Below are 25,280 nucleotides of genomic sequence, written 5' to 3'. Positions count from 1 at the left end.
GGCCGGGGCCGACGGAAGCGGCAGAGACCGCCCTCAGTCCAGGTCGTCGAAGACGTCCGCGAAGTCCAGCCCGGGTATGCGGGAGACCGCGGGAGCCGTCACCCGCGCGGCGAAGTCCTCGCGCCGGTGCCCGGCTCCGGCGTCCGGGTCGTACACGTCGTCGTGGACGACGACCCACACCGTGACCTCGCCCGGCACCTCGTCGCGTACGCCCCAGTCGTCGGCCAGCGCGGTGATGATGTTCAGCCCCCGGCCGCCGTGTGCCGTGACCGACGGAGTGGCCGGAGCCGGACGGGTCGGGCCGCCGCCGTCCGTGACCTCCACGACGAGCCGTCCGCACGGATCCACCCGCCAGGCGGCGCGTACGTCCCCGTCCCCGGCCAGGGCCTCGCCGAGAGGCCGGCCGTGTTTGCACGCATTGCTCAGCAGCTCGGAAAGGATCAGTACGGCATCGTCGACGACCGAGTCCGCCACCCCGCCGTCGCGCAGCTGTGCGCGCATACGGCGCCTCGCCTCCCCCACGCCCGCAGGGCCGTGGGGCACGGCCATGCTCGACGACGTGGGCACCTCCTGTGCCACCACCAACGCCACCCCCGAGACCTCCTTCGCCCCACGCCACGGTGTGGATGCCCCATGGGCCCGAACCGGAAACCGGCCGGCCCGTGAGCGGTGACGCACTCCAAGCGATCGAATACGCACCGAACGCGCCGGAGCACTACCCGTAGCCATGTGGCTGGATTTCGTCGCTGTGGCCGAGATGTGAGGATGCGCCCGGGTCGGGCACGAGGTCAAGACTCGTGCGAGCTGATCCTGGGTCCAGTGGTGCCAGTGGTGCCAGTGGTGCCAGTGGTGCCAGTGGGACCGGTGGCGCGCCGCGCGGTCAGCGGCCGAGCTGATCGAGCACCGCGCGGGGGCGGTTGGTGATGATGGCGTCCACGCCGAGACGCACGCAGAGGTCCACGTCCTCCGGCTCGTTCACGGTCCACACGTGCACCTGGTGCCCGGACTGCTTCAGGCGCTCGATGTACGCGGGGTGGCTGCGCACGATGCGGATCGAGGGCCCCGCGATCCGTACGCCGGTGGGCAGCCTCCCGTCGCGCAGCCGCGGCGAGACGAACTGCATCAGGTAGACCGTGGGCAGCGTCGGCGAGGCGGCCCGCACGCGGTGCAGCGACCGCGCGGAGAAACTCATCACGCGCACCGGGGAGTCCTCCGCGGCGGCGGGCGCGTCGAGGCCGAACCGCTTGAGCAGGAGCAGCAGCCGCTCCTCCACCTGTCCCGCCCACCGCGTGGGATGCTTGGTCTCGATCGCCAGCTCGACCCGGCGCCCGGCGTCGGAGACCAGTTCCAGCAGCCGCTCCAGGGTGAGGACGGAGGTGGCCTCCCGGTCCTCCGGGCGGTGCTCCCAGTCGGGCTCCTCGACGCGCGGTCCCCCGAAGGCGTCGCGGCTCTTCCAGGAGCCGAAGTCCAGGGCGGCCAGATCGGAGAGCTCGAGCGCCGACACCGCACCGCGGCCGTTGGACGTACGGTTGACGCGACGGTCGTGAACGCACACAAGGTGACCGTCGGCGGTCAGGCGCACATCGCATTCGAGCGCATCCGCACCGTCCTCGATCGCTTTGCGATACGCGGCCAGGGTGTGCTCGGGGGCGTCCTCGGAGGCCCCGCGGTGCGCGACGACGTGGGTCGGGTGCTGCCGTGCGTGAGTCACCGCGTCATGGTGCCACCGTGCACGGGTAGACGGGTGCTCGGAGTGGCGTGAACGGTGTCGCCGTCCGGTCGGAGACATCGAGTGGCGCACCTTACGTGAGTAATGCCCTATATAAAGAATGGCCCCGGACCCACAGGAACGGCTTATGGTGCCCTGACGGCCCGTGGGAAAAGCTGGCGTCATACAAAGAGACGTGCACAGCTGCATCGCGCCGGACTCGTGGACGGGCGTGAACGAGCGTGACCGAGTGCGACCGATAACAACAGCCGTGGATCGAGGAGAGAAGCTGTGAGCACCGAGAACGAGGGCACCGCGGTACCCCCGGCCCCGTCCGCACCGCCGCCCGCACCGGTGGATGCTCCCGCTGCCTCGGCGCACCAGGGACACCCGGCCCCGGGAGCGGCTCCGGATCCGGACCGGGCCGCGCCGCCGCCCGCACAGAGCGCGGACCAGGGATACGGCTTCGGCCCCCAGGGCCCGGTGGGCGAGACCGGCTGGGGCCCGCACGGCGCCCACGGAGGCCAGGACCCCACCCCTTCCTCCTCCGCCCCCGACGCCTCCTGGCCCCCGCCCCCTCCGTCGTCCACCCCGTCGTACGGCGACGGCGGTGCCGGGCACGGCCCGGGCGGCTGGGGTTCCTCCTATCAGCAGCCGGCGCCGAAGAACGGCGGCGGGCGCGGCCGTATGCTCGCCGCGGTCCTGGTGGCCGCGCTGGTCGCGGGCGGCGCGGGCGGAGGTCTCGGCTACACGCTGGCCAAGGAGAACGACAGCAACGGCTCGACGACCGTTTCGGCGTCCACCAGCGGCGGCAACGTGAAGCGCGACCCGGGCACGGTCGCCGCCGTGGCCGCCAAGGCGCTGCCGAGCACGGTCACCATCGAGGCCGAGAGCAGCAGCGGCGAGGGCGGCACCGGCACCGGCTTCGTCTTCGACACCCAGGGCCACATCGTCACCAACAACCACGTGGTGGCGGAGGCCGTCGACGGCGGCAAGGTCTCGGTGACCTTCCCCAACGGCAAGAAGTACGACGCCGAGGTGGTCGGCCACGCACAGGGCTACGACGTGGCGGTCATCAAGCTGAACAACGCCCCCTCGGACCTGAAGCCGCTTCCCCTGGGCAACTCCGACGAGGTGGCCGTCGGCGACTCGACGATCGCGATCGGCGCGCCCTTCGGCCTGTCCAACACGGTGACGACGGGCATCATCAGCGCGAAGAACCGCCCGGTCGCTTCCAGCGACGGCACCGGCAGCCAGGCGTCGTACATGAGCGCCCTGCAGACCGACGCCTCCATCAACCCGGGCAACTCCGGTGGTCCGCTGCTGGACGCGCAGGGCAGCGTGATCGGCATCAACTCCGCGATCCAGTCCACCAGCAACGGCGGCTTCGGCACGGGGCAGGCCGGCTCGATCGGCCTGGGCTTCGCCATCCCGATCAACCAGGCCAAGTACGTCGCCCAGGAACTGATCAAGACGGGCAAGCCGGTGTACGCCAAGATCGGCGCGTCGGTCTCCCTGGAGGACACGACGGGCGGCGCGAAGATCACCGAACAGGGCGCGGCCGGCTCCGAGCCCGTCGACCCCGGTGGCCCCGCCGACAAGGCCGGCCTGCAGCCCGGCGACGTCATCACCAAGCTCGACGACCGGGTCATCGACTCAGGCCCCACCCTGATCGGCGAGATCTGGACCCACAAGCCGGGCGACGAGGTCACGATCACCTACGAGCGCGACGGCAAGGAGCGCACCACGGAACTCACCCTGGGCTCCCGCGTGGGCGACAGCTGACCTCACCCCCGGACCCTGGACCCGTTACCCTTGTCCCCGCGCCGCCGATCACCGGCAGGCGCGGGGAGGCGTGCCCGAGCGGCCGAAGGGAACGGTCTTGAAAACCGTCGTGGCAGCGATGTCACCGTGGGTTCAAATCCCACCGCCTCCGCGCGATGAGCAGTGAGAACGGCCCCTGACCTGGAGATCCGGTCAGGGGTCGTTCGCATGTTCGGTCTCGGTGTCTACCCGGTGTTCCCCGTGATTCCCCGCTCGATCGGGCACGGCTGGGACACGGGAGCCGGGATCAGCTGTTGCGGTTGCTGTACGTCACTGCTGTACCGCACCCTCCAAGAAGCAAGGTCATCCATGCCGCTGCGTCTGAGTACGCGCTAACAATCTCGGCGACCGGTGAAGTGACGAGCACGATCAAAACGATGACCGTGATGAGCCGCTCGGGGTTGATCGGAATTGACATCCCCTGAGGGGTAGGCGAGACACTCATCTTGAGCCTCCTGGAGGTTCGGAGACCCGCCCTGCCGTGCACGCCTAGGAACCTGTCCGGCGAGGGCGGGTTTTTCTTGGTCTGACGGGGCTCATTGTGGGCTCAGATCGGCCATTCGCAAACTCGATCTCGGCTATTCGGACACTGATTTGCCTGCAGCGACGGGGAGTTGTGACGCAGGTTACCTGTCGGCGATCGCGCCGCCCCTGCAACTGACGCCGTCGGCCTCAGGTTCCGCGGAGGGGTCGCCCATGATCGCGGATCAATTCCAACGCGGTGCGTAGAGTTTCAATGATCGAGTCAAGGCGACGGGCGCCGCCCCACAATGAGGACGGCGCCCGTACGAGGTCAAAGTTTTGAGGTCTGGCCTCATCCTTATCAGGTCGATCACGGGGCCCCTGGAACGTCGGCCAACCCGTCTTCCGCCTCGACTGACTGTCCGTCGTCGTTCGGCGGTGTCCGCTGCTGTCCGGCCCTGTTGGTGTCAGGTACTGGTGTCAGCCGAGACCTGCATCCTTGACAGACCCAACAGCGTACTAAGTGCGCTACCCGGCCGCCTCCGCCCGGAGTTTCGCCGCACGCTCACGCGGGTCGTATCCGGGACCGATGCCCTGGACCAGCACGACATCCCCGTCGATGTGGTCGGTCCGCAGCCGAAGGATCTCCTGATACGCAGGGGACGCGTACCAGGCGCGGGCTTCGGCCAAGCCGGGGAACTCGATCAGCACCATGCTGCCTTGCCAGATGCCCTCGACCACCTCGGTCGGCGGGCCGTGAATGAGGAAGCGCCCGTGGAATGGGTCGAGAGTGTCCTGGATGCGTTCCAGGTACTCAAGGATGTCTGGGTGATGGCGACGGTCACGCAGGTGTGCGAAGCCATATGCGGGCACTTCCGACTCCTTCCTTCGCTCCGGTATGACGAATCGAACCTAGCCACGCACATCTGCACGCCGCGATTACCTCGGAGGTAAGCGCCGTACAGGCGGCTCCAGCCTGACTCTCGAGCCATCCCGGGGCCGCTAGGCTCGGCCCTCGCTGGCCAGGCGCTGCGTTCCGGAATCGGGGCGCATTGAGGTTCCCGCGGGACGTGGGTCGCCGACCGGTACGGCGTCATGACCGCCGCTCACCGTCTCGGCCACTCGAACGCGAGCGTGACCACCCGGCACTACGCTCGCCCGGTCGCCGGCCGCGACGACCAGGTGGCGAAGCCTCCGACGCGTGGTTCGGCGGGCACGACGGCGCCGATAGGGCACGTAGGGGGCACGATGATGACGACGACGACGGCTCCGCGGGGGTGCCTGCACGCGTCTGACCTGTGGCGCAGCGGTCAACGGCCGTGATCGGCGAAAGGTCTTGAAACCGTCGTGGCAGCGATGTCACCGCGGGTTCAAATCCCACCGCCCCCGCGCAGGTCATAGACATGGCAGGGGGAAGGGGCGCTCCTCGTGGGGCGGTGTTTCTAGGGGGCGCCCCTTCTGCTGCTCTCCGCGGGTGTGTCCGGCCGGTCCGTGGCGGGTGTGTCGCGGTCTGCCGCCCGGGCCGTTCGCGGGTCAGGAGCGTTCGCGTGCGGCCGGGTTGTTCAGGCAGAGCGCGATGTTGCGGACCGCGGCGGTGAGTTCCTCGATCACCCGGGCCGCCTGCTCGGCGTTGTGGAAGGACGGGCCACCTGCCAGCGCCAGGTCCAGTTCCTGCGCGGACCGGAGGGCCGGCTCGAGGCCCTCGGCGGAAGGGGAGGCGGGTGCGGGCGCCTCGGTCGCGGCGGCGGGCACGCCCGTACCGGCCGCAGGAAGAGGCTCCGGCGTCACGGGGGCCGGCGCGGGTGCACTGGAGACCGCGGGCTCGGGCACGGCCGACGGACCGGTCGGCGGCGTACCGGCCCCCGGATCTCCCCGGCGCCCGTCGAACGGGGCGGGGAGGATGCCGAAGTCACCGGTCACGGAGGCGCATTCCTCCTCTCCCGGCCGCGACGGCACGGCCGGCACGGGGGGATGCGGGTCCTGGGGGGTCCGCCGGTCGTGCGGGGCCACGTCCGGCGCATGACGCGTCCGGGGGAGCACGAAGTGCTCGAAGCCCGGGAACGAGGGAGTGGCGGAGTGTGTCGAGGAGCGCGGGCTGTACTCGGCCTGCCACTGCATGCGGTAGCGGTCGACCTGGTCGGCGCAGGCGGTGCGGGCGTGGAAGACGGCCGTGTCCTCCCCCAGGTCCGGGTACCAGAGGTTCGGGCCCGGGAAGCGCACGGTCCGCACCCGCGGCCTGATCGGCTCGGCGCACCCCATGCAGCAGCCCTCCGGCACCATGAGCGGGATGCCGCCGTCCTGCTCCGGCCAGCGGGGGCCGCCCTCCCAGCGGTACTCCCCGTGGTGGCAGGGCGGCAGCTCACCGCAGGCGCGGCAGACGGCATAGTGCTCGGGCAGGACCCGCCAGTCGTGGCTGGCGGGGGCGCACCAGTGCTTCGGTGTGGAACGGGGCAGGTTCTCGTTGCGCAACACCAGCACCACCGGGCGCTTGTAGAACTCGGCCCGCTCGGGGGCCGGTTTGACCGCCTGGTTGTTGGCCCGTCGCAGTTCGTTGGCGTGCCACCACAGTTCCACGTGGTCGCGCCACGCCTTCTCGTAGGAGTCCGGCCACCAGTCGTTCGGGTAGCCGTTGATCTCCAGGATCCGCCACCCCTGCCGGTCCAGTACCACGATGGAGCCGGCCCGCAGCCGCATGTGCGTTCCGTTGTCCCCCTCGTCCGGCCAGTCGTGACGGCCGATACGAGTGGGCTGGTCTGGGAGCCACCTGCGAACCTGCATGTCATGCTCCTCGGCAATGAAACTTCGTAGTTTCAACTGGGGCAGTGAGCAACATTCTGAACAATCAGGACGTTTGGGGTGCTGTAGACACGCGCACGCCGCTGACAGCAGATGATCGAAAATGCCTCCCGCGGCACCGTTTTCTTTCGCGCAGTCCCCTGTCACCAGGCTTTTTCGCGTCTGGAGCCGTCGCCGGACCCGGGCTCCGCGGAGTCCGGGACAGCGGCTTCGTACCCCGGCGACGGGACCCGACACTCACCCGTACGTGTGATGACGTTCAGGATGCCGCCACTCCGTACGTGTGCATCACCGCGTGAAGCCGTCACCTCGCGCGCCCGGAGTGACCCGAACGGCAGCCCTCAGAGCTCTTCGTCCTCGGCCAGCCGTTCCCAGCACAGGTCCCGCAGCGAGGGCTCCGCGTCGCAGCCGGACGGTACGCGCGGGGAGGGCTGGAACCAGACGACGGTGAGGCGGGAGCGGTACAGGGCGCGGTCGTGGGCCGGGTCGAGCGCCTCGGACCGGAAGCTGCCGACGCACGTCACGGAGGGCAGCACCTCCACGGGGCCGAAGGCGCCCGCGTACTGGTCGGGGTACTCGCGCGGGGGCGGCACCAGGTGGACCGGAGTGCCGGGGAAGGCGCGCTCGGCGGACCGGAGCAGCCCGTCGATCTTCCGGTCGTTGAGAAGCTTGCACGGGTAGCCCTCGAGCAGCCCGCCGTACGTCGACGACATCCGCAGCTCGGAGAGGTCGACCGAGCGGCCGGAGTCGAGGAGGACGCGGGCGAGTGACATGGTCGGCACTTTGGAACGGTGGTGCATCGGGGTCTTTCGGTTTTCGTGGGGGGAGAGAGCACGGGCGACGGGCGAGGGGGTCAGGGGCGGTGCCCCGTCATCCGCGCCGCCGACGCGATCGTCGCGCGGGCTTCGCGTTCGGACAGGCCGGTGGTGAGGGCCGCGCCGACCAGGGGTTCCACCAGGGCCGGGCCGATTCCGTTCTCGTAGGCGCGGCAGGCCGCCCAGAACAGGCGGGTGTTGCGCCGGCCCTCGTGCGCCGCGAGCACGAACTGGACGAGTCCCTGACCGTGCCCGCCGGCCGACGGGGGCGTCGGGTGGTGCGCGCGGGGCGGCGGGAGGAGCAGGCGCAGGAGGGCGGGCGGGCAGGGCGCCGGGGCCAGGCGCGCGGTGCCCGGAGCGGTGGTGTACGGGCCGTGGCCGGTGCGGGAACCGGGGCCGACGAGATAGCCGCCGGCGCCCCGGATGTCGATGCCGGGGGCCAGGCGGCCCGCCGAGTTGGGGACGACGACGTCCGGCGGGCCGCTCAGCCACAGGTGGCGGCCGCCGCTCGGGGTCAGGACGATCACCGTGGCGGGGATCGTGAACAGGTGGCGCCGGGCCAGTTCGCGCAGGGCGGCGAACGGGTCCGTACCGGACTTGGTGTCCAGGTCGACGCCGATGAGGTGGTGCGGGGGCAGTCCGCAGGCGATGCCGTAACCGGTGGCGCGGGGTGCGGCGGCGAACAGTGCGCGGATGCGGGCGGGGTCGGTGGAGGCGTCGTGGACGCCGTGGCCGAAGCGGCCGCACTCGCCGTGGCAGGGCGGACCCACCGGCTCCGGGGTGTCGCGGTGCGGTGAACGCAGGGCCGGGAGTTTCGTCCGGGACAGGGGGATGACGGCCAGACCGCGTTCGGCGGCTGACAGGGCGTGTGCGAGGGCCAGCGTCGTGGCCTGCCGGTCGGTGGTGGCCATGCCTTCATTTTCGTTCATGCGTTCGAATATGGGAAGGGGGCGGGGTGTGGTGTGCCGGGGCGAGGGCGCCGACGGGAGAAGTGGCGGAACGTTTCATCCCTTGCGGGAAGCGGGAGAGGGTGTCCCTCCTGGAAGAGGGTGGGATTCAGGGAGCGTGCCGGGTTTATTGCCTTGTCGTCACGCTTGCGTGCGAATGACAGCGTCCGGGGTGGTTCGCCGGGGATTCCCTGGGCAACCCTGATCTCGCGACGTCGTGCACAGCACCAGGGCGGGGGGCAACTTCCCTGGTGACAGCCCTACTTCATGCGCACACGGCCATGAGCCGGTGCGTCCTTGTTCTGGAGGGAACACAACATGGCAAGCATCCGCACCGCCCGCGTCATCGCCGCGGTCTCCGCCCTTCCGCTCGCGGCCGCCCTCTTCACCGGCGTCGCGGCGGCGGACAGCGGCGCCCTGGCGGACGACGGATCGAACGCGACGGCCACGAGCTCCGAGGCCGACGCCCTCGGCAGCGGCGTCGGCGGCGACAACTTCGGCAACTCGGCCACCTCGCAGCAGCAGGCCACCGGATCCGGTGCCACGAACCAGAACAACACCGCCCAGGTCACCGGCTCCGCCTTCACGGCCGTCAACCAGGGCAACGACAACGTGGCCATCAGCTTCAGCCCGCTGTGGTGAGGCCGGCGTTCTGACCGTGCGGGTGTGCTTCGTGGGGTGCAAGGCGTCCGGGCGGCGGTGCTTCGGTACCGCCGCTCAGGCGTGCCGGGGCGTGTGCGTCGGGGGTCCGGAGGGTGTGCGCCGGTGGCTCGGGGTGTGTGCGTCGGGGGTCCGGAGGGTGTGTGCCGGTGGCTCGGGGTGCGGATGCCGGTGACCCGGGTGCTCCGGGTCCTTCTCGGGGACCGACCCGCAGTACCCCTCATCCGCTCGTCCACCTTCAGGAGGTGCAGCCGGCCCCACCCCTACAACCTGAGGGGGACGCGCCTTCGGGACCTGCGGGCGATCCGCCGGACGGACCCCCACTCATAGCGTTGAGCCATGACCACACCCGTCTGCACCAGCGCTTCGAAAGCCGCCACTCCAGCGACAGCGGCGCAGACCCTCCCGTACCCGTCGTTCTCGTCGTACATGAGGGCTCGCCAGCCGGTGCTCCTGCGTACCGCCCGGTCGCTGACCGGGAATCCGAGCGACGCGGAGGACCTGCTGCAGACCGCGCTCACCAAGACGTACGTCGCCTGGGAGCGCATAGAGGACCACCGGGCGCTCGACGGCTACGTGCGCAGGGCGCTGCTGAACACGCGCACCTCGCAGTGGCGCAAGCGCAAGGTCGACGAGTTCGCCTGTGACGAGCTGCCCGAGCCCGGCCCGGAGCCCGGCGGCGACGACCCGGCCGAGCAGCAGGCGCTGCGCGACGCGATGTGGCGGGCGATCATGCGGCTGCCCGCGCGACAGCGGGCGATGGTGGTGCTGCGGTACTACGAGGACCTCAGCGAGGTCCAGACGGCCGAAGTGCTCGGCGTCTCGGTGGGCACGGTGAAGTCGGCCGTTTCGAGGGCGCTCGGCAAGCTCCGCGAGGACGCCGAACTGGGGCTCGTCCGCAGCTGAAGCGCACCGGTCCCCCGGCGCGGAGTGATCGATCATTCGCTCCTCTAGTGACATACCGCGCGGTATGTGCGCAGAATCAGCGCAACCCGTACCGCCGCGCAGGCAATGTCGCCCAGGAGGACGCCGTGCTGAGCACCATGCAGGACGTACCGCTGCTGATCTCGAGGATCCTGACCCACGGGTCGACGATCCACGGCACATCGCAGGTCACCACATGGACCGGCGAGGGCGAGCCGCAGCGCCGTTCCTACGCGGAGATCGGCGCCCGTGCGGCCCAGCTGGCCCACGCCCTGCGCGACGACCTCGGTGTCACCGGCGACGACCGGGTCGCCACCCTCATGTGGAACAACGCCGAGCACGTCGAGGCGTACTTCGCGATCCCCTCCATGGGCGCCGTCCTCCACACCCTGAACCTCCGCCTCCCGGCCGAGCAGCTCGCATGGATCGTCAACCACGCCGCCGACCGGGTGATCATCGTCAACGGTTCGCTGATCCCCCTGCTCGCCCCGCTGCTGCCGCACCTGAAGACCGTCGAGCACGTGGTCGTCTCCGGCCCCGGTGACCGTTCCGCACTCGCGGACGCCACCGCGCGGGTGCACGAGTACGAGGACCTGCTCGCCGGACAGCCCGTCGCCTACGACTGGCCGGAGCTGGACGAACGCGCCGCCGCCGCCATGTGCTACACCTCCGGCACCACCGGCGACCCCAAGGGCGTGGTCTACAGTCACCGCTCCATCTACCTGCACTCCATGCAGGTCAACATGGCGCAGTCGATGGGCCTGACCGACCAGGACACCTCGCTGGTGGTGGTACCGCAGTTCCACGTCAACGCCTGGGGCCTGCCGCACGCCACCTTCATGACCGGCGTCAACATGCTGATGCCGGACCGCTTCCTGCAGCCCGCCCCGCTCGCCGAGATGATCGAGGGCGAGAAGCCGACCCACGCCGCCGCCGTCCCCACCATCTGGCAGGGCCTGCTCGCCGAGCTGACCGCCAAGCCCCGGGACGTCTCCTCCCTCACCCAGGTCACCATCGGCGGCTCCGCCTGTCCGCCCTCCCTGATGGAGGCGTTCGACCGGCTGGGCATGCGGGTCTGCCACGCCTGGGGCATGACGGAGACCTCCCCGCTCGGCACCATCGCCCGCCCGCCGGCCCACGCCGTGGGCACCGAGGAGGAGTTCGCCTACCGGCTGACCCAGGGCCGCTTCCCGGCCGGCGTCGAGGCCCGCCTCACCGGGCCCGGCGGCGAACGCCTCCCCTGGGACGGCGAGTCCGCGGGTGAGCTGGAGGTCCGCGGCAACTGGATCGCCGGCGCCTACTACAACGGCCCCGGTGCCGAGCCCCTGCGCCCGGCCGACAAGTTCAGCGAGGACGGCTGGCTGAAGACGGGCGACGTCGGGACGATCTCCCCCGACGGCTTCCTCACCCTCACCGACCGCGCCAAGGACGTCATCAAGTCCGGCGGCGAGTGGATCTCCTCGGTCGAGCTGGAGAACGCGCTGATGTCGCACCCGGACGTCGCCGAGGCCGCCGTCGTCGCCGTCCCGGACGACAAGTGGGGCGAGCGCCCGCTGGCCACGGTCGTCCTCAAGGAGGGCTCCACCGCCGACTTCACCACCCTGCGCGCCTTCCTCCAGGAGGAGGGCAGGATCGCCAAGTGGCAGCTCCCGGAGCGCTGGACGGTGATCGAGTCGGTGCCGAAGACCAGCGTCGGAAAGTTCGACAAGAAGGTGCTGCGCAGGCAGTACGCCGAGGGCTCGCTGGACGTCACCCGGCTCTGACACCGGCGTACGCCGTCCGCGCCGGGCGGCGAGACGGAGCCTCACCGCCCGGCGGAGCCTCACCGCCCGGCGGAGCCTCACCGCCCGGCGGCAGCGGTCAGGTCACCGCCGTACCGCCGTGCTCCCCCAGCCCAGCGCCAGCCAGACCGCCGCCACCGCCGACACCCCGCCCCAGCCGAAGTGGGTGAAGGCGGTGCCCGCGAGGGCCGAGGCGCCTGCGCCGCCGGCGAAGCCGGAGACGACGTAGGCGGTGTTGGCGACGGCCGGGCTGGAGGTGGTGGTCAGGGCGAGGGTCTGGTTGGCGACGTGGGAGGCGACCAGGGCCGCGTGGAGGGCGATCGCGGCGACGAACAGGGCCCAGACGACCTGCCCGCCCAGCCAGAACAGCGGCACGGAGACGGCCGCGAGCAGATACGCCCCCCGCACGACCCGGGCGGCGCCGAAGCGGTCGACCAGCCCGCCCGCCAGCGGCGCCACCGCGCTCGCCGCGAGCCCGAAGAGGCCGAACAGTCCGGCGGTGGCGGTGGACAGGCCGTAGGCCGGGCCGGTCAGCAGCAGGGCGAGCGAGGTCCACAGCGCGCTCCACGCGCCGAACATCCCCGCCTGGCGCACTGACGCGCGCCACAGCTCGGGCGAGCGGCGCAGCAGTCCGGGCAGCGCGGCGAGGCCGCCGAACAGCGAGCCGTCGCGGCGCCGCCGTCCGGACGGCAGGACGAGGGCGGTGGCGATGCCCAGGGCGAGCGTGAGGACGGCCGCGCCCGCGAACACCCACCGCCAGCCGAAGGCCTGCCCGGCGAGGCCGCCGAGGACCCGGGCCGCGACGATGCCGGTGAACAGGCCGGCGATCACGGCCGCGACATGGCGGGCGCGGCGGGTGGCGGGGGCGCGCTCGGCGACCAGCGGGACGAGCAGTTGCGGCACCACGGTCCCGGCCGAGGCGACGAACACGGCGACCGCCAGCGCGCCGGTGCCCGGGGCGACGGCACTGGCGATCAGGGCGGCGGTGGTGACCAGGGTGAGGACGCCGACCAGCCGGCGCCGGTCGGCGGTGTCGCCGAGCGGGGCGAAGAAGAGCAGCCCGACGGCGTATCCGAGCTGGGCGACCGAGGCGATCCAGGCCACGGCCGACGGGGTGGAACCGAAGTCGCGGGCGATCAGGGAGAGCAGGGGCGCGGCGAGGTAGATGTTGGCGGCCGTGACCGCGGTGCAGACGGCGATGAGCGTGAGGAACGCGCCGGAGCCGCGGGACGGACCCGGGCCGGGGCCGGGGAGCGGTGGCCTGCGGGCCGGCCGGCCGGTGGTGGCGGCGCTGGGAGCTGAGGACATGAGCGGGATACCCCTTCGAGCCTGCTCTAACAACTAACTGGTTGGTTGGTTGAGGGAACAGTCTGTGCTCCCACCGGATTCCCTGTCAACCAAACAGTTGGTTACAAGTGGCGCTACCCTGTCCCCATGGCAGTCAGGGACCCCGAGGCCACCAAGGCCCGGATCTTCGAGGCAGCGGTCGCCGAGTTCGCCCGCCACGGCATCGCCGGTGCCCGCATCGACCGCATCGCGGCCGAGGCGAAGGCCAACAAGCAGCTCATCTACGCCTACTTCGGCAACAAGGCGGAGCTGTTCGCGATCGTCCTCGAGCGGAAGATGCTGGACCTCGCCGAGTCCGTCCCCGTCGACCCGGACGACATCGAGAGCTGGGTCGACCGGCTGATGGACTACCACGCCGCCCACCCCGAACTGCTGCGCCTGCTCTTCTGGGAGGGCCTGGAGTACGGCACCGACGAGCTGCCCCACGAGGGTGAACGCCAGGAGCACTACGTCCGCAAGGTCGCCCTGCTCCGGGACGGTCAGGAGCGCGGGGTCGTCACCGACGCCATCCCGGCCGGCGACCTGCTGTTCCTGCTGACCGCGCTGGCCAACTGGACGGCCGTCGTCCCGCAGATGCGCCGCATCCTGGTCGGGGAGGAGGCCGACGACCGCGCCCGGCTGCGCGCGTCCGTGAAGGAGGCGGCCCGCCGCCTGGTCGCCCGCTGACGGCGGCGCGGGTCAGTTGGTCCCGATCCGCGACAGCAGGTCGACGATCCTGTCCTGCACCTCTTCGCTGGTGGCCCGCTCCGCCAGGAACAGCACCGTCTCGCCGGAGGCCAGCCGCGGCAGGTCCGCCTGGCCGACGGCGGCCGTGTAGACGACGAGCGGGGTGCGGTTGAGCTGCCCGTTCGCCCGCAGCCAGTCGACGATCCCGGCGGACCCGGCCTGGCGCCGGTGCACCTGCATCAGGTCCATCACCACCAGGTTCGGCCGGAACTGCCCCGCCAGCGCCACCGCGTCGGCGTCACTCGCGGCCCGCGCGACCTGCATACCGCGCCGCTCCAGCGTCCCGGTCAGCGCCAGCGCGATCTCCGCGTGCTCCTCGATCAGCAGCACGCGCGGGGGGTGCTGTTCGCTGTCGCGCGGCGCGAGCGCCTTCAGCAGTACGGCGGGATCGGCGCCGTACGCGGCATCGCGCGAGGCCTGTCCGAGCCCGGCCGTGACGAGCACCGGCACCTCGGCGGCCACCGCCGCCTGCCGCAGCGACTGCAGGGCCGTACGGGTGATCGGCCCGGTCAGCGGGTCCACGAACAGCGCGGCGGGGAACGCCGCGATCTGCGCGTCGACCTCCTCGCGCGAGTGCACGATCACCGGCCGGTAGCCGCGGTCGCTCAGCGCCTGCTGCGTGGTGACGTCCGGCGCGGGCCACACCAGCAGCCGGCGGGGGTTGTCCAGCGGCTCCGGCGGCAGTTCGTCGTCCATCGGCTGCGGACGCGGCGGGTCCGCCACCTCGACGGCCCCGCCCGGACCGTCCAGCGGTTCGGGCCCCTCGGCGGCGTCCGCGTCGGGTGCCCCTATGGCGTACGAGCGTCCGGTGCCCTCGGTCGCCGGTGCGAGCCGGGACTGCGCCGGTGCGTGCGCGTGGGCGGGTACGGGTTCGGCCGGCGGGTGCGGGCGCGCGTTCCGCTCGTTGCCCGCGGCCGGGTCGGGGCGCGTGCCGAGCTTGCGGCGGCGGCCGGAGCCGCCCGGCTGGTGCGGGGGAGGCGTGGCCGACGGCAGCGGCTGCTGCACCTGGGCGGCCTGCCGGGTGAACGGCACGCCCTGCCCCAGCGTCCGCACGCTGATCGCCCGCCCCTGCGTGGAGTTCGGATCGACCGGCGCCGCGGCCTCCGCGGGCAACGGCTGAGCGGCCCGCTGCGCCGGCGCGCCCTCGGGCGGCAACGGGGTACCGGCGGCGGGGGTCGGCTGCGACGGGCTCGCGGCCACCGGTACGGCCGTACCGGCACCGGAGGTGTCACCGGCGGCGGGCCACTGCTGCGGGGCGGGGGCACCTCCGGCCGCGACACCGGGGGCGGCCTCGGCGGGCAGCGGCTGCGCGACGGGAAGCGGCTGTGCCGCCTCTGCCTGTGCCTGTCCCTGCGCGGGTACGGGAGCACCCTGCGGCGGGAGCGCGGCACCGTGCGCCGGTACGGGGGTGCTCTGTGGGGGAACGGCCACACCCTGAGCGGGTACGGGAGCTCCCTGCGGCGGGAGCGCGGCACCGTGCGCCGGTACGGGGGTGCTCTGTGGGGGAACGGCCGCACCCTGAGCGGGTACGGGAGCTCCCTGCGCCGGGGGCGCGGCGCCCTGCGCGGGTACGGGAGCACCCTGCGGCGGGAGCGCGGCACCGTGTGCCGGTACGGGGGCCCCTTGCGGGGGAACGGCCGCACCTTGAGCGGGCACGGGAGTGCCCTGCGGCGGAACAGCCGCACCCTGCGCGGGCACGGCAGCACCCTGCGGCGGAACCGGAGCGCCCTGCGGCGCGGCAGGCGCCTCCTGTGCAGGCACCGTCCCCCACTGCGCCGAAGTGCCTGGAGCCTGTGCGGTCGCCGCCTGCGCGGTCGGAGCGGGAGCCTCGGCGGGGGCGCCGCCGGGCTCCGCCGACTGGGCGACGGCCCGCCGTCGGCGGCCGGTCGGCGCGCTGGTGGGATGCGGCTGCGGCGGGGTGTGGTCGTCGGCCTGGTCGTGCGGAACGGCGTCATGGCGACCGTTGTCGACCCCGGCCTGCCCGACCGTCCCGGCCTGCCCGATCGCCTCGGCCTGCGCCGCCTGCCCGGCCTGCTGTTCCTGGTCCGCCTCGGCCGGTGGCAACGCGAACACCGTACGGGGTGCGGCCTCCTGCGCCGCCGCCCGCTCGGTGGCGGCGGCCAGCGCCCGCCGACGCCGCCCCGTCGGTTCCGACTGCCCCGAAGCCTGAGCCGGAACGTGCACCGCGACCTCGGCCCGGGGCGCGTCGGCCGCCCCGTCCCCGTCGGACGGCGCGGGCAGCGCAGGCGGCAGCGCCTGCTGCTCGCCGGACCCGTGCCGGGCACGCTGCCCGGACGGTGCCGGCACCCCCTGCGGCGGTACGGTCCCGCCCAGCCCCGTGTTCGACGCGGCGGCTCCCGCCGCGTGCTCGGCCGCGGTGACGACGGCACCTTCGGACACCCCGGGCGCCCCGGCCCCCCCGGCGAGCTCGACCTCGGCACCCACCACGGCCGGCGCGTCCTCGGCCGGCCGGCCACGCCGGCGCCCGGTACCGCTGGACGCCGTCTGCGCCGGAAGCTCCGCCCGCGCGGGCTCGACGGCGGCGGCGGCCGCCCGGCGCCTGCGCCGGCCGGTGGGCACGGAATCCGTACCGGGGCCGTCGTCCGCGCCCGGCACCTCGCTCTCCAGGAAGGCGTCCACGGACGCACGCCGCGCCCGGCGCCGCCCGCCACCGGAGGCCGACTCGACGGGAGCGGCCTCCTCGGCCGGAACCACCGTGTCCGGGGCGGCCGCCACGGACCCCGCCCCGCCCCCGATCGGCACCTCGAGGACGAACGCGCTGCCGCTCATCCCGGGCACCTCGTGCGTCTGCAGCACACCGCCGTGCGCCCGGACGATCCCGCGCACGATCGGCTCGTGCACCGGGTCGCCGCCGCCGTACGGTCCGCGCACCTCGATGCGGACGACCTCGCCGCGCTGCGCCGCCGCGACCACGACCGTGTTGTCCAGGTAGCCGCCCGCCGCCACGGGCGAGTTGCCGGTCGCGTCGACACCCGCGACGTCCGCGACGAGATGCGCGAGGGCGGTCGCGAGCAGCCGCGGGTCGACCTCGGCCTCGATGGGCGGCGCGTGCACGGCGAACTGCACCCGTCCGGGGCCGATGAGCTCCACGGCCCCGTCGACTCCGGCGGCGACGACGGCGTCGAGCATCGCCCTTGTACGGGCGACCTGCTCGCTGCCGGCGTCGAGCCGCTGGTAGCCGAGGACGTTGTCGATGAGGGTGGTGATCCGGGCGTAGCCGGCCGACAGGTGGTGGAGCACCTGGTTGGCCTCGGGCCACAGCTGCCCGGCGTCGTCGGCGGCCAGCGCGGACAGCTCCCGGCGCAGTTCGTCCAGCGGGCCCCGCAGGGACCGCCCGAGCAGGGTGAGCAGCTGGTCGTGCCGCGCGGCGAGGGCCTCGTAGCGGTCCTTCTCCCGCTCGCCGAGCGCGGCGTACCGCTCCTCGTTCGCGGCGAGTTCCTCCGCGTGCTGCTCGCGCAGCTCCTCCAGCTCGGTGACGTGGCCCTGGCGCAGGGCGGTGAGTTCGGAGGCGTGTTCCTCGGCGAGCCGCTCCAGCTCCTCGGCGTGCTCCCGCTCGGCCTTCTCCTTCTCCTCGGCGAGCGCGTCGTAGGGGCGGCGGTCGAGGAACGTCATGACGGCGCCGACGAGCTGGTCGCCGTCACGCACCGGCGCGGTCGTCAGGTCGACCGGCAGCTTGTCGCCGTTCTTGGCGTACAGCACCTGACCGCGCACCCGGTGCTTGCGCCCGGAGCGCAGGGTGTCGGCGAGCGGGGACTCGTCGTACGGGAAGGGGGCGCCGTCGGCGCGCGAGTGCAGGGCGAGCGTGTGCAGTTCGCGCCCGCCGAGTTCGCCGGCCCGGTAGCCCAGTATCTGGGCGGCGGCCGGGTTGACGAGGACGATCCGCCCGTCGGTGTCGGTCCCGACGACGCCCTCGGAGGCGGCGCGCAGGATCATCTCGGTCTGCCGCTGCGAACGCGCCAGCTCGGCCTCGGTGTCGACGGTGCCGGAGAGGTCGCGGACGACGAGCATCAGCAGCTCGTCGCCGGTGTAGCCGGAATTGTCGTACGCCTGCTGGCCGTTCTCCAGATTCGCACTGGTGACCTCGACCGGGAACTCGGTCCCGTCGGTCCGCCGGGCGACCATCCGCGTCGGCTTGGTGCGCGCCCGGGGATCGATGTGGTCGGGCCGCCGCATGGACCCCGGGATGAGCCTGGAGTCGAACTGCGGCAGCAGATCCAGCAGACCCCGCCCCACCAGCGCCGTGCCCGGGGTCTCGAAGGCCTCCAGGGCGATGGCGTTGGCGTTGACGACCGTGCCGTTGGCGTTGACCAGCACCAGGGCGTCCGGAAGCGCGTCCAGTATGGCTGCGAGGCGAGCAGTGCCCCGGGATGGCCTGCTGCTCACGAGACGCTTCCTCCCTGTTACCGCGACGTACCGACCGCTCGGGCCATCTTGCCAACCTGCCCGCAGCGTGTCACGCGAGGGAGTCTAAGGGCTGGGATTGCGCTCGCGACGCCGGATGGGACGGACATCGCACAGAGAAGTGACGGCGATGTGACGCCCGGTACGTCCGGAACCCGTGACTGCCTGCGCCGACGTGCCACGAACCTTCACGGGCCTTTACGCCCCCTGTGCCCCGACTCGCCACCGCGCGCCCCCCCGTCACTCCCAGTCGCCCTCATGCGCGCCCCGCGGCGCCCGCTTCGGGCAGCAGCGGCACCAGCCGGTCCCAGCGGGCGATCTCGCACCCGTCCGTACGGTCGTAGGCCGCGTCGACGGGACGGCCGGCCCAGGTGCCGGTCACCCGGGCGGTGGCGGGCCCGCCGTACTGCAGGGTGCAGACGGCGTCCCGCGGCGCCGGGGCGAAGGCGTCCCGCCCCCACCGCGTGTTCCGCTCGACGGCCGCACAGGCCCCGGCGGGGTCGGGATGACTGCCGCCACGGGGCCGGCACCGTACCTCGTACGTCCCGTCCGCCCCGCCGCCCGCGTCGCGCACGGTGACGGTGAGGCGGTTCTCGCGCGCAGGCGCGTCCTGCGCGTGCGCCGCCGGGGGCGCGGTGGACAGCGAGGTGAGGGCCGCGACGGAGGCGGCGACGCCGGCGACGAGCCGCCGCAGCCCGGGGCGGGCGGCGGCGGGAGTCCGTGAGGTGAGTTGCGACATGACCTGACCAACGCGCCACCGCGCGGGACGTTGCGCCACACCGGCGCGACGGCCGGAAGTGCTTTGCCCTGCGGGCTCCCCGCCTAGTACCGTGGGTGGCGATTGGTGACACCCCACGCGGGTGTGTCATCATCGGCACGCACCGAATCCGTTCGCGCTCACGCGCGGAAGGTTCTGTGCATGGAGGCGTCGCCTAGTCCGGTCTATGGCGCCGCACTGCTAATGCGGTTTGGGTCTTAAAGCCCATCGAGGGTTCAAATCCCTCCGCCTCCGCACCGATCACGAAGCCCCGGCCCCTGCGGCCGGGGCTTCGTCGTCGCGCCCCACCGAATCCACGTTTGTGCAGGTCACAAGGGGTGGGCCAAACGGATTTCACATGGCGGCGGCAGTCATGTAATGTTCTTCCTGTCGCCGCGAGCGGGTCGAAAGGGCCGGGAGCGGCGAGAAAACTGAAGAGACAAGCACTCGTAGCTTAACGGATAGAGCATCTGACTACGGATCAGAAGGTTGCAGGTTCGAATCCTGCCGAGTGCACACAGGTGAGAGGCCCCGGAGAGATCCGGGGCCTCTTGCGTTTCCGGGGTCATTCGGTGCCGGAGTCCGGGTCGGCCGCGGGGGTCTCGTGCCGGTGCGGGCTCCGTTGGCGCAGGAGCGCGGTGCGCAGGTAGTGGGTCAGGGCGGTGGCCGCCGCCGTAAGGAAGACGAACGTGTAGAGGATCTGCAGGATGGTGATCAGGCGGGCCGCCTGGCCGTGCGGGGTGATGTCGCCGTAGCCGACGGTGGCGAGGGTGACCAGCGTGAAGTAGAGGGCGTCCAGGCGGGTGGCGATGCCGTCGAGTTCGCCGGGGCGCTGGGCCAGGGCCTGGTAGGCGGTCGCGAAGACCAGGATGGACAGGCTCATCAGCAGGGGGATGACCAGCCCCGGGCGGACGTCCGGGCGGCCGAGCAGGACGTGGACGACCTGTCTGAGCAGCAGGAGCGCGATCAGCACCAGGGCGAGGCCGAAGAGGGTCCAGCTCAGGACCGGGCGGCGCGGGCCCAGACGGTCCAGGGGCAGGAGGAAGTACGCGGTGACCATCGCCGCCACGCCTGCCGCCTGGACCAACCAGGGCCACAGGGCGCTCCAGAGCGTGAACGCGCGTTCTATGCCTGGGACTCGCGGCGCGGTGCGCACAGGGCCCAGATGATGAAGCCGTCGATGACGATGAGGACGATCGACCACACCGGTGCGTAGGGCAGCCACACGAAGTTGGCGACCATGCTGAGTCCGGCCAGCGCGACACCCGCCGCGCGGGCCCAGACGGCCCCGGTGAACAGGGCGAGACCGGCGACGGTCACCAGGGCGCCGAGGATCAGATGGACCCAGCCCCAGCCGGTCAGACTGAACTCGTACGTGAAGTTCCGGGTGGTGACGAAGACGTCGTCCTCGGCGATGGCGGCGATGCCCTGGAAGACCGCCATGATGCCGCCGAAGGTCATCAGCATCGCCGCTGCCGCCGTCCAGCTCGTCGCCCAGGGGCTCCTGGCCTCCCACCCGGCCCGGTGGTGGCGCGTGTCGCTGACATTGCTCGCCATGTGTCCGACCTTTCGGCTGTCCCCGAGCGGTGCGGCCCCCCCACCAGGTTTGCACTCCGGTCCGGGCTCGGCACCTTGGCGCGGGTGTCGTCCCGGTCGGTGCCGGGCCGCGGCCCGCGGGCGTTGTCAGTGGTGCCCCCTAGTCTCGTCGGAGATGGCACAGGCGTGGAGATGCTCGGGGCTGCGGTGGGCGGCGGACGGTCCCGTGCTGGTGTGGGAGGGCGGCCGGCGCTCCGCGCTGAGCCGGGGGAAACGGGTGGCCTTCGGGGTCGGGGAAGGGGGAGGGCGGACATGTGTGGGGGCACGGGGGCACGCGTGTCCGCTCGGGGCGGCCGTCCCGGGGCGGAGCACGGGGGCGCGCTGCGAGGAGTGCGCCCGGCTGGACCGGGCGCACTCGGTGGCCGCCGACACCCTCGCGGACGATCCGCGGCCCTACCGCGTGTACCTGGCGTGGTTCGGACCGGGGATGACCAAGGTCGGGATCACCGCCGTGCGGCGCGGTCCCGCGCGGCTGCTGGAGCAGGGGGCGGTCTGCTTCAGCTGGCTGGGGACCGGGCCGCTGATGGCGGCGCGGCGCACCGAGGAACTGCTGCGCGCCGCGCTCCGCGTGCCCGACCGCATTCCCTACGCCGGCAAGCGGGCGGTGCGGGCGGTCCTCCCGGCGAGGGAAGGGGACCGGGCGGCCGAGATCGCCGGGCTGCACGCGCGGGCGGTCGCCCTGGACGGATGGCCGGAGTCGCTCACCCGTGAGCCGTTCCGGCCGGTCGATCACGTCGAGGTGTTCGGCCTGTCGGGGGTGCCGGCCGCCGTCGGGGAGGTGAGAGAGCTGGTCGCCGGGGGCGCGGTGAGCGGGGAGCTGATGGCCGCGGCCGGTCCCGACCTGCATCTGGCGACGGCGAAGGGGATCGTGGTGCTGGACACCCGGCTGCTGACCGGATGGGGTCTGCTCCCGGGCGGAGGGGGAGAGTTCGCGGTGCCGGTCAGAGCGGTCAAGGGCCGGGCGGCGGCGCAGGACGGGCTGTTCTGACCCGGGGCCCCGGACGCTGTCGGCGGATTCCGCGGGGCCGGGTCACGGATCCGCACGTCATGACGCTTTCCCGGAACCCGTCACGGTTCGCGGCTGAAGTCCCCCGGGCCCCGGCGCGGGCCCACAGCACCCCTCTGGACCCGGGGCGCGGTCGCGGGTGATCGTGGGCGGCATGACCGCTCACCCCGACATCCGTACCGAAGCCGACGACGTACGGCGCTTCTGGGAGGGGCTCGGGCTCCCCGGGCTCGTCGACGTGCACACACACTTCATGCCGGAGCGGGTGCTGCACAAGGTGTGGGCCTACTTCGACGCGCTCGGGCCGCTCACCGGCGGCGTCGAGTGGCCGATCACCTACCGGGAGGAGGAGGCGGCACGGGCCGCGCTGCTGCGGGAGTTCGGCGTGCGGGCCTTCACCGCCATGCTCTACCCGCACAAGCCGGGCATGGCGCACTGGCTGAACGGCTGGGCGGCCGACTTCGCCGCCCGTACGCCCGACTGCCTGCACACCTCGACGCTCTTCCCCGAGCCCGGGGCCGTGGACCACGTCCGGGACGCCGTCGACGCCGGCGCGCGGGTCTTCAAGGCGCATGTGCAGGTGGGCGCGTACGACCCGGCCGACGAGGCGCTCGACGGAGCCTGGGGACTGCTCGCCGAGGCGGGTGTCCCGGTGGTGATCCACTGCGGGTCCGGGCCCGCGCCCGGCAAGCACACAGGACCCGGGCCGATCGCCCGGGTCCTGGCCCGGCACCCTCGGCTGCGGCTGATCGTGGCGCACCTCGGCATGCCCGAGTACGAGGACTTCCTGGACCTCGCCGAGCGGTACGGTCAGGTGCGGCTGGACACCACGATGGCGTTCACCGACTTCGGCGAACGCCTGGCGCCGTTCCCCCGGCGGGCCCTGCCCCGGCTGGCCGCCCTCGGCGACCGGATCCTGCTCGGCTCCGACTTCCCCAACATCCCGTACCCCTACCTCCACCAGCTCCACGCGCTGGAGCGGCTGGGGCTCGGGGACGCCTGGCTGCGTGCGGTGTGCCACGACAACGCGGCCCGGCTCTTCGACCTGCCCGGCTGAGCGAGGCCACCCGCCCGGCTGAGCGGGACCGGCCCGCCGCGGCTGAGAACAGCCCATGAGTTTCTCAGGTAAAACACAGGTTGCCGAAAGGGTGCTCTCAGAGGCCCCGGACATCGTCTGCGGTATGACCACGATCTCGCCCCGGGGGCGCACCGAACTGCTGAGGCCGGACGGGAGCCCCGTCCGCGTGCTTGTGGTGGACGACGAGCAGTCGATCACCGAACTGCTGTCCATGGCCCTGCGGTACGAAGGCTGGCAGATCCGCAGCGCGGGGGACGGCCAGGGAGCCCTCCGCACCGCACGCGAGTTCCGGCCCGACGCCGTCGTGCTGGACATGATGCTGCCGGACATGGACGGGCTGGCCATCCTCGGCCGGCTGCGCCGCGAGCTGCCGGACGTGCCCGTGCTGTTCCTCACCGCCAAGGACGCCGTCGAGGACCGTATCGCCGGACTGACCGCCGGCGGGGACGACTACGTCACCAAGCCGTTCAGCCTGGAGGAGGTCGTCGCCCGGCTGCGCGGACTGATCCGCCGCGCCGGGGCGGCCGACCGCCGCTCCGAGTCGATGCTGGTCGTCGGCGACCTCACCCTCGACGAGGACAGCCACGAGGTCACCCGCGGCGGCGACCACATCCACCTCACCGCCACCGAGTTCGAGCTGCTGCGCTTCCTCATGCGCAATCCGCGGCGCGTGCTCAGCAAGGCCCAGATCCTCGACCGGGTCTGGTCGTACGACTTCGGCGGGCAGGCGAACGTAGTCGAGCTGTACATCTCGTACCTGCGCAGGAAGATCGACGCGGGCCGGGAGCCGATGATCCACACCCGGCGCGGCGCCGGCTACATGATCAAACCCGCCGTCTCGTGAGCGCACGGCGACGGCCGCGTCCGCGGCGGCGGGCGCGCACCCCGCGCACCCTGCGGACGCGGCTCGTCGTCGCGTCCGTGGTGCTGATCGCGGTGGTGTGCGCGGTGATCGGTTCCGTGACCACACTGGCGCTGCGGTCCCATTTGTACGAGCAGCTCGACGGGCAGTTGCACGAGGTCGCGGCGCGCGCCTCGGGCGCCTTCGGGCCGCCGGGACAAGGCGCGGACGGGGACGGCAGGGAACCCGAGCCGATCGATCTCACCGAGTTCGTCGCCCACGGCCCGCAGCCGAGCCACACCATCGCGGCGAAGGTCGAGAACGGCGCCGTCACGGAGGCCCTGTACGGGAAGAAGTCCAAGGACGACTTCTCGATGAGCGCCAGGTCGTTGGACGAGGCCCAGACCTCCGTGCTCGACTCCGTCGCCCGGGACGACGCCGAACACACCGTGGACATCCCCGGCCTCGGGAGTTACCGCGTCGCCTACCAGGAAGGACCCAACGGTGCCTTCTACGTCGCCGTCCCCACGGCGGACGTCGACAACACGATCAACACCCTGATCCTCGTCGAGATCAGCGTCACCGCCGCAGGGCTCATCGCCGCATCCCTCGCCGGAGCCGTCATCGTCGGTGTCGCCACCCGTCCCCTGCGCAAGGTCGCCGCCACCGCCACCCGAGTCTCCGAACTCACCCTCCACACCGGCGAAGTGCACCTCAAGGAGCGTGTCCCCGAGTCCGAGTGCGATCCGCACAGCGAGGTCGGCCGGGTCGGCGCCGCGCTCAACCGGATGCTCGACCACGTCCACGGAGCGCTGCACGCCCGGCAGGAGAGCGAGACCCGGGTACGGCAGTTCGTCGCGGACGCCAGCCACGAGCTGCGCACGCCACTGGCCTCCATCCGGGGCTACGCCGAACTCACCCGGCGCGGCCGGGAACAGGTCGGCCCCGACACCCGGCACGCGCTCGGCCGGATCGAGTCCGAGGCGAGCCGGATGACCCTGCTCGTCGAGGACCTGCTGCTGCTCGCCCGCCTGGACGCCGGCCGGCCCCTGCAATTCGAGGAGACCGACCTCGTCCCGCTCGTCGTGGACACCGTCAGCGACGCCCGCGCCGCCGGCCAGGACCACGTCTGGCGGCTCGAGCTGCCCGACGAGCCCGCTCCCGTGTGCGCCGACGCCGCCCGGCTCCAGCAGGTCCTCGTCAACCTGCTCGGCAACGCCCGCAACCACACCCCGCCGGGCACCACCGTCACCGCCCGGGTGCGCCGCAACGGCCCCTGGCTCTGCGTGGACGTGGTGGACGACGGGCCGGGCATCGCGCCCCCTCTGCTCCCGCACGTCTTCGAACGGTTCGCGCGCGGCGACTCGGCGCGCACCCGGGCCACCGGTTCGACCGGTCTGGGCCTGGCCATCGTGCAGGCCGTGGCGACCGCGCACGGCGGTGCCGTGACCGTCGACAGCGTGCCCGGACACACCGCGTTCACGCTCCATCTGCCGTCCGTGGGACCGCAGTCGGTGCCCGAGTCGTACTCACAGCCGCAGCACAGCCTCGCCACATGGGCGCGACAGGGCGCCTGAGCAGAGTCGGTCC

The 25,280-nt window shown here is 72.5% G+C and carries 20 protein-coding genes, 3 tRNA genes and 1 pseudogene; 13 read left to right on the top strand and 11 right to left on the bottom strand.

Going from position 1 to position 25,280, the window contains the following annotated elements:
• Positions 1–33: 33 nt before the first annotated feature.
• Positions 34–678: an ATP-binding protein gene (locus ACFXAE_RS17305; RefSeq protein WP_384714814.1), complete on the bottom strand. Its 645-nt coding sequence runs from the start codon at positions 676–678 to the stop codon at positions 34–36.
• A gap of 202 nt (positions 679–880) precedes the next feature.
• Complete coding sequence (locus ACFXAE_RS17300; RefSeq protein ID WP_384714811.1) at positions 881–1,711, bottom strand: glycerophosphodiester phosphodiesterase; 831 nt, start codon at positions 1,709–1,711, stop codon at positions 881–883.
• 288 nt (positions 1,712–1,999) lie between these two features.
• Here ACFXAE_RS17300 and ACFXAE_RS17295 point away from each other — a divergent pair, with 288 nt between their 5' ends.
• Together ACFXAE_RS17295 and ACFXAE_RS17290 are read left to right on the top strand one after the other, a co-directional pair.
• Complete coding sequence (locus ACFXAE_RS17295) at positions 2,000–3,493, top strand: S1C family serine protease (RefSeq protein ID WP_384714808.1); 1,494 nt, start codon at positions 2,000–2,002, stop codon at positions 3,491–3,493.
• 64 nt (positions 3,494–3,557) lie between these two features.
• A tRNA-Ser gene (locus ACFXAE_RS17290) sits at positions 3,558–3,644 on the top strand.
• Between the two features lie 878 nt (positions 3,645–4,522).
• On the opposite strand, the gene ACFXAE_RS17285 is transcribed toward ACFXAE_RS17290, so the two are convergent.
• Complete coding sequence (locus tag ACFXAE_RS17285; protein ID WP_384714805.1) at positions 4,523–4,867, bottom strand: DUF1330 domain-containing protein; 345 nt, start codon at positions 4,865–4,867, stop codon at positions 4,523–4,525.
• A gap of 186 nt (positions 4,868–5,053) precedes the next feature.
• Here ACFXAE_RS17285 and ACFXAE_RS17280 point away from each other — a divergent pair.
• A pseudogene (locus ACFXAE_RS17280) lies at positions 5,054–5,289 on the top strand (site-specific integrase); the annotation flags it as partial.
• A gap of 238 nt (positions 5,290–5,527) precedes the next feature.
• Here ACFXAE_RS17280 and ACFXAE_RS17275 read toward each other — a convergent pair.
• The 3 genes from ACFXAE_RS17275 to ACFXAE_RS17265 form a co-directional block, all read right to left on the bottom strand.
• Positions 5,528–6,772, bottom strand: a complete 1,245-nt coding sequence (locus ACFXAE_RS17275; protein WP_384714802.1) for a hypothetical protein — start codon at positions 6,770–6,772, stop codon at positions 5,528–5,530.
• 359 nt (positions 6,773–7,131) lie between these two features.
• Complete coding sequence (locus ACFXAE_RS17270; protein ID WP_384714843.1) at positions 7,132–7,563, bottom strand: hypothetical protein; 432 nt, start codon at positions 7,561–7,563, stop codon at positions 7,132–7,134.
• 80 nt (positions 7,564–7,643) lie between these two features.
• Entirely contained in the window at positions 7,644–8,516 is an 873-nt protein-coding gene (locus ACFXAE_RS17265) for a bifunctional DNA primase/polymerase (protein ID WP_384714840.1), read from the bottom strand.
• A 354-nt stretch (positions 8,517–8,870) separates the two neighbouring features.
• Here ACFXAE_RS17265 and ACFXAE_RS17260 point away from each other — a divergent pair, with 354 nt between their 5' ends.
• The 3 genes from ACFXAE_RS17260 (at position 8,871) to ACFXAE_RS17250 (ending at position 11,899) form a co-directional block, all read left to right on the top strand.
• A complete protein-coding gene (locus ACFXAE_RS17260; RefSeq protein WP_384714799.1) occupies positions 8,871–9,194 on the top strand; it encodes a hypothetical protein in 324 nt (107 codons plus the stop codon).
• 357 nt (positions 9,195–9,551) lie between these two features.
• Complete coding sequence (locus ACFXAE_RS17255; protein WP_384714796.1) at positions 9,552–10,118, top strand: SigE family RNA polymerase sigma factor; 567 nt, start codon at positions 9,552–9,554, stop codon at positions 10,116–10,118.
• Positions 10,119–10,255: 137 nt separating this feature from the next.
• Positions 10,256–11,899, top strand: a complete 1,644-nt coding sequence (locus ACFXAE_RS17250) for a long-chain fatty acid--CoA ligase (protein ID WP_384714837.1) — start codon at positions 10,256–10,258, stop codon at positions 11,897–11,899.
• Positions 11,900–12,001: 102 nt separating this feature from the next.
• On the opposite strand, the gene ACFXAE_RS17245 is transcribed toward ACFXAE_RS17250, so the two are convergent.
• On the bottom strand, positions 12,002–13,225 hold the full coding sequence (locus ACFXAE_RS17245; RefSeq protein WP_384714793.1) for an MFS transporter: 1,224 nt from the start codon (positions 13,223–13,225) through the stop codon (positions 12,002–12,004).
• A 126-nt stretch (positions 13,226–13,351) separates the two neighbouring features.
• Between ACFXAE_RS17245 and ACFXAE_RS17240 the strand changes: the two genes are divergently transcribed.
• Positions 13,352–13,930: a TetR family transcriptional regulator gene (locus ACFXAE_RS17240; RefSeq protein ID WP_384714790.1), complete on the top strand. Its 579-nt coding sequence runs from the start codon at positions 13,352–13,354 to the stop codon at positions 13,928–13,930.
• 12 nt (positions 13,931–13,942) lie between these two features.
• Here the strand turns inward: ACFXAE_RS17240 and ACFXAE_RS17235 are convergent, their stop codons facing one another.
• A complete protein-coding gene (locus ACFXAE_RS17235; protein ID WP_384714787.1) occupies positions 13,943–18,394 on the bottom strand; it encodes a PAS domain-containing protein in 4,452 nt (1,483 codons plus the stop codon).
• A gap of 274 nt (positions 18,395–18,668) precedes the next feature.
• Positions 18,669–19,151, bottom strand: coding sequence for an SSI family serine proteinase inhibitor (locus ACFXAE_RS17230; RefSeq protein WP_384714784.1), 483 nt, complete (start codon positions 19,149–19,151; stop codon positions 18,669–18,671).
• Positions 19,152–19,333: 182 nt separating this feature from the next.
• On the opposite strand from ACFXAE_RS17230, the gene ACFXAE_RS17225 reads away from it, so the two are divergent.
• Both ACFXAE_RS17225 and ACFXAE_RS17220 read left to right on the top strand, forming a co-directional pair.
• Positions 19,334–19,424 (top strand) — tRNA-Ser (locus ACFXAE_RS17225).
• Between the two features lie 188 nt (positions 19,425–19,612).
• Positions 19,613–19,685, top strand: a tRNA-Arg gene (locus tag ACFXAE_RS17220).
• 49 nt (positions 19,686–19,734) lie between these two features.
• Here ACFXAE_RS17220 and ACFXAE_RS17215 read toward each other — a convergent pair.
• Together ACFXAE_RS17215 and ACFXAE_RS17210 are read right to left on the bottom strand one after the other, a co-directional pair.
• A complete protein-coding gene (locus ACFXAE_RS17215) occupies positions 19,735–20,229 on the bottom strand; it encodes a potassium channel family protein (protein ID WP_384714834.1) in 495 nt (164 codons plus the stop codon).
• A gap of 65 nt (positions 20,230–20,294) precedes the next feature.
• Positions 20,295–20,726, bottom strand: coding sequence for a hypothetical protein (locus ACFXAE_RS17210; RefSeq protein WP_384714781.1), 432 nt, complete (start codon positions 20,724–20,726; stop codon positions 20,295–20,297).
• A 154-nt stretch (positions 20,727–20,880) separates the two neighbouring features.
• On the opposite strand from ACFXAE_RS17210, the gene ACFXAE_RS17205 reads away from it, so the two are divergent.
• From ACFXAE_RS17205 to ACFXAE_RS17190, 4 genes are all read left to right on the top strand, one after another.
• Positions 20,881–21,753 carry a DUF2797 domain-containing protein gene (locus ACFXAE_RS17205; RefSeq protein WP_384714778.1) on the top strand — a complete coding sequence of 291 codons (873 nt, stop codon included), beginning with the start codon at positions 20,881–20,883 and terminating at the stop codon, positions 21,751–21,753.
• Between the two features lie 172 nt (positions 21,754–21,925).
• On the top strand, positions 21,926–22,828 hold the full coding sequence (locus ACFXAE_RS17200) for an amidohydrolase family protein (protein ID WP_384714775.1): 903 nt from the start codon (positions 21,926–21,928) through the stop codon (positions 22,826–22,828).
• A 124-nt stretch (positions 22,829–22,952) separates the two neighbouring features.
• Complete coding sequence (locus tag ACFXAE_RS17195; protein WP_384714772.1) at positions 22,953–23,693, top strand: response regulator transcription factor; 741 nt, start codon at positions 22,953–22,955, stop codon at positions 23,691–23,693.
• On the top strand, positions 23,690–25,267 hold the full coding sequence (locus ACFXAE_RS17190; RefSeq protein WP_384714769.1) for a sensor histidine kinase: 1,578 nt from the start codon (positions 23,690–23,692) through the stop codon (positions 25,265–25,267). Before ACFXAE_RS17195 ends, ACFXAE_RS17190 begins: the two co-directional genes overlap by 4 nt.
• Positions 25,268–25,280 lie beyond the last annotated feature (13 nt).

The sequence above is a fragment of the Streptomyces sp. NPDC059454 genome, assembly GCF_042749965.1.
GTDB lineage: Bacteria > Actinomycetota > Actinomycetes > Streptomycetales > Streptomycetaceae > Streptomyces.
Note: the sequence above shows the minus strand (reverse complement) of the source record. Positions and strands in the feature narration are given on the sequence as shown.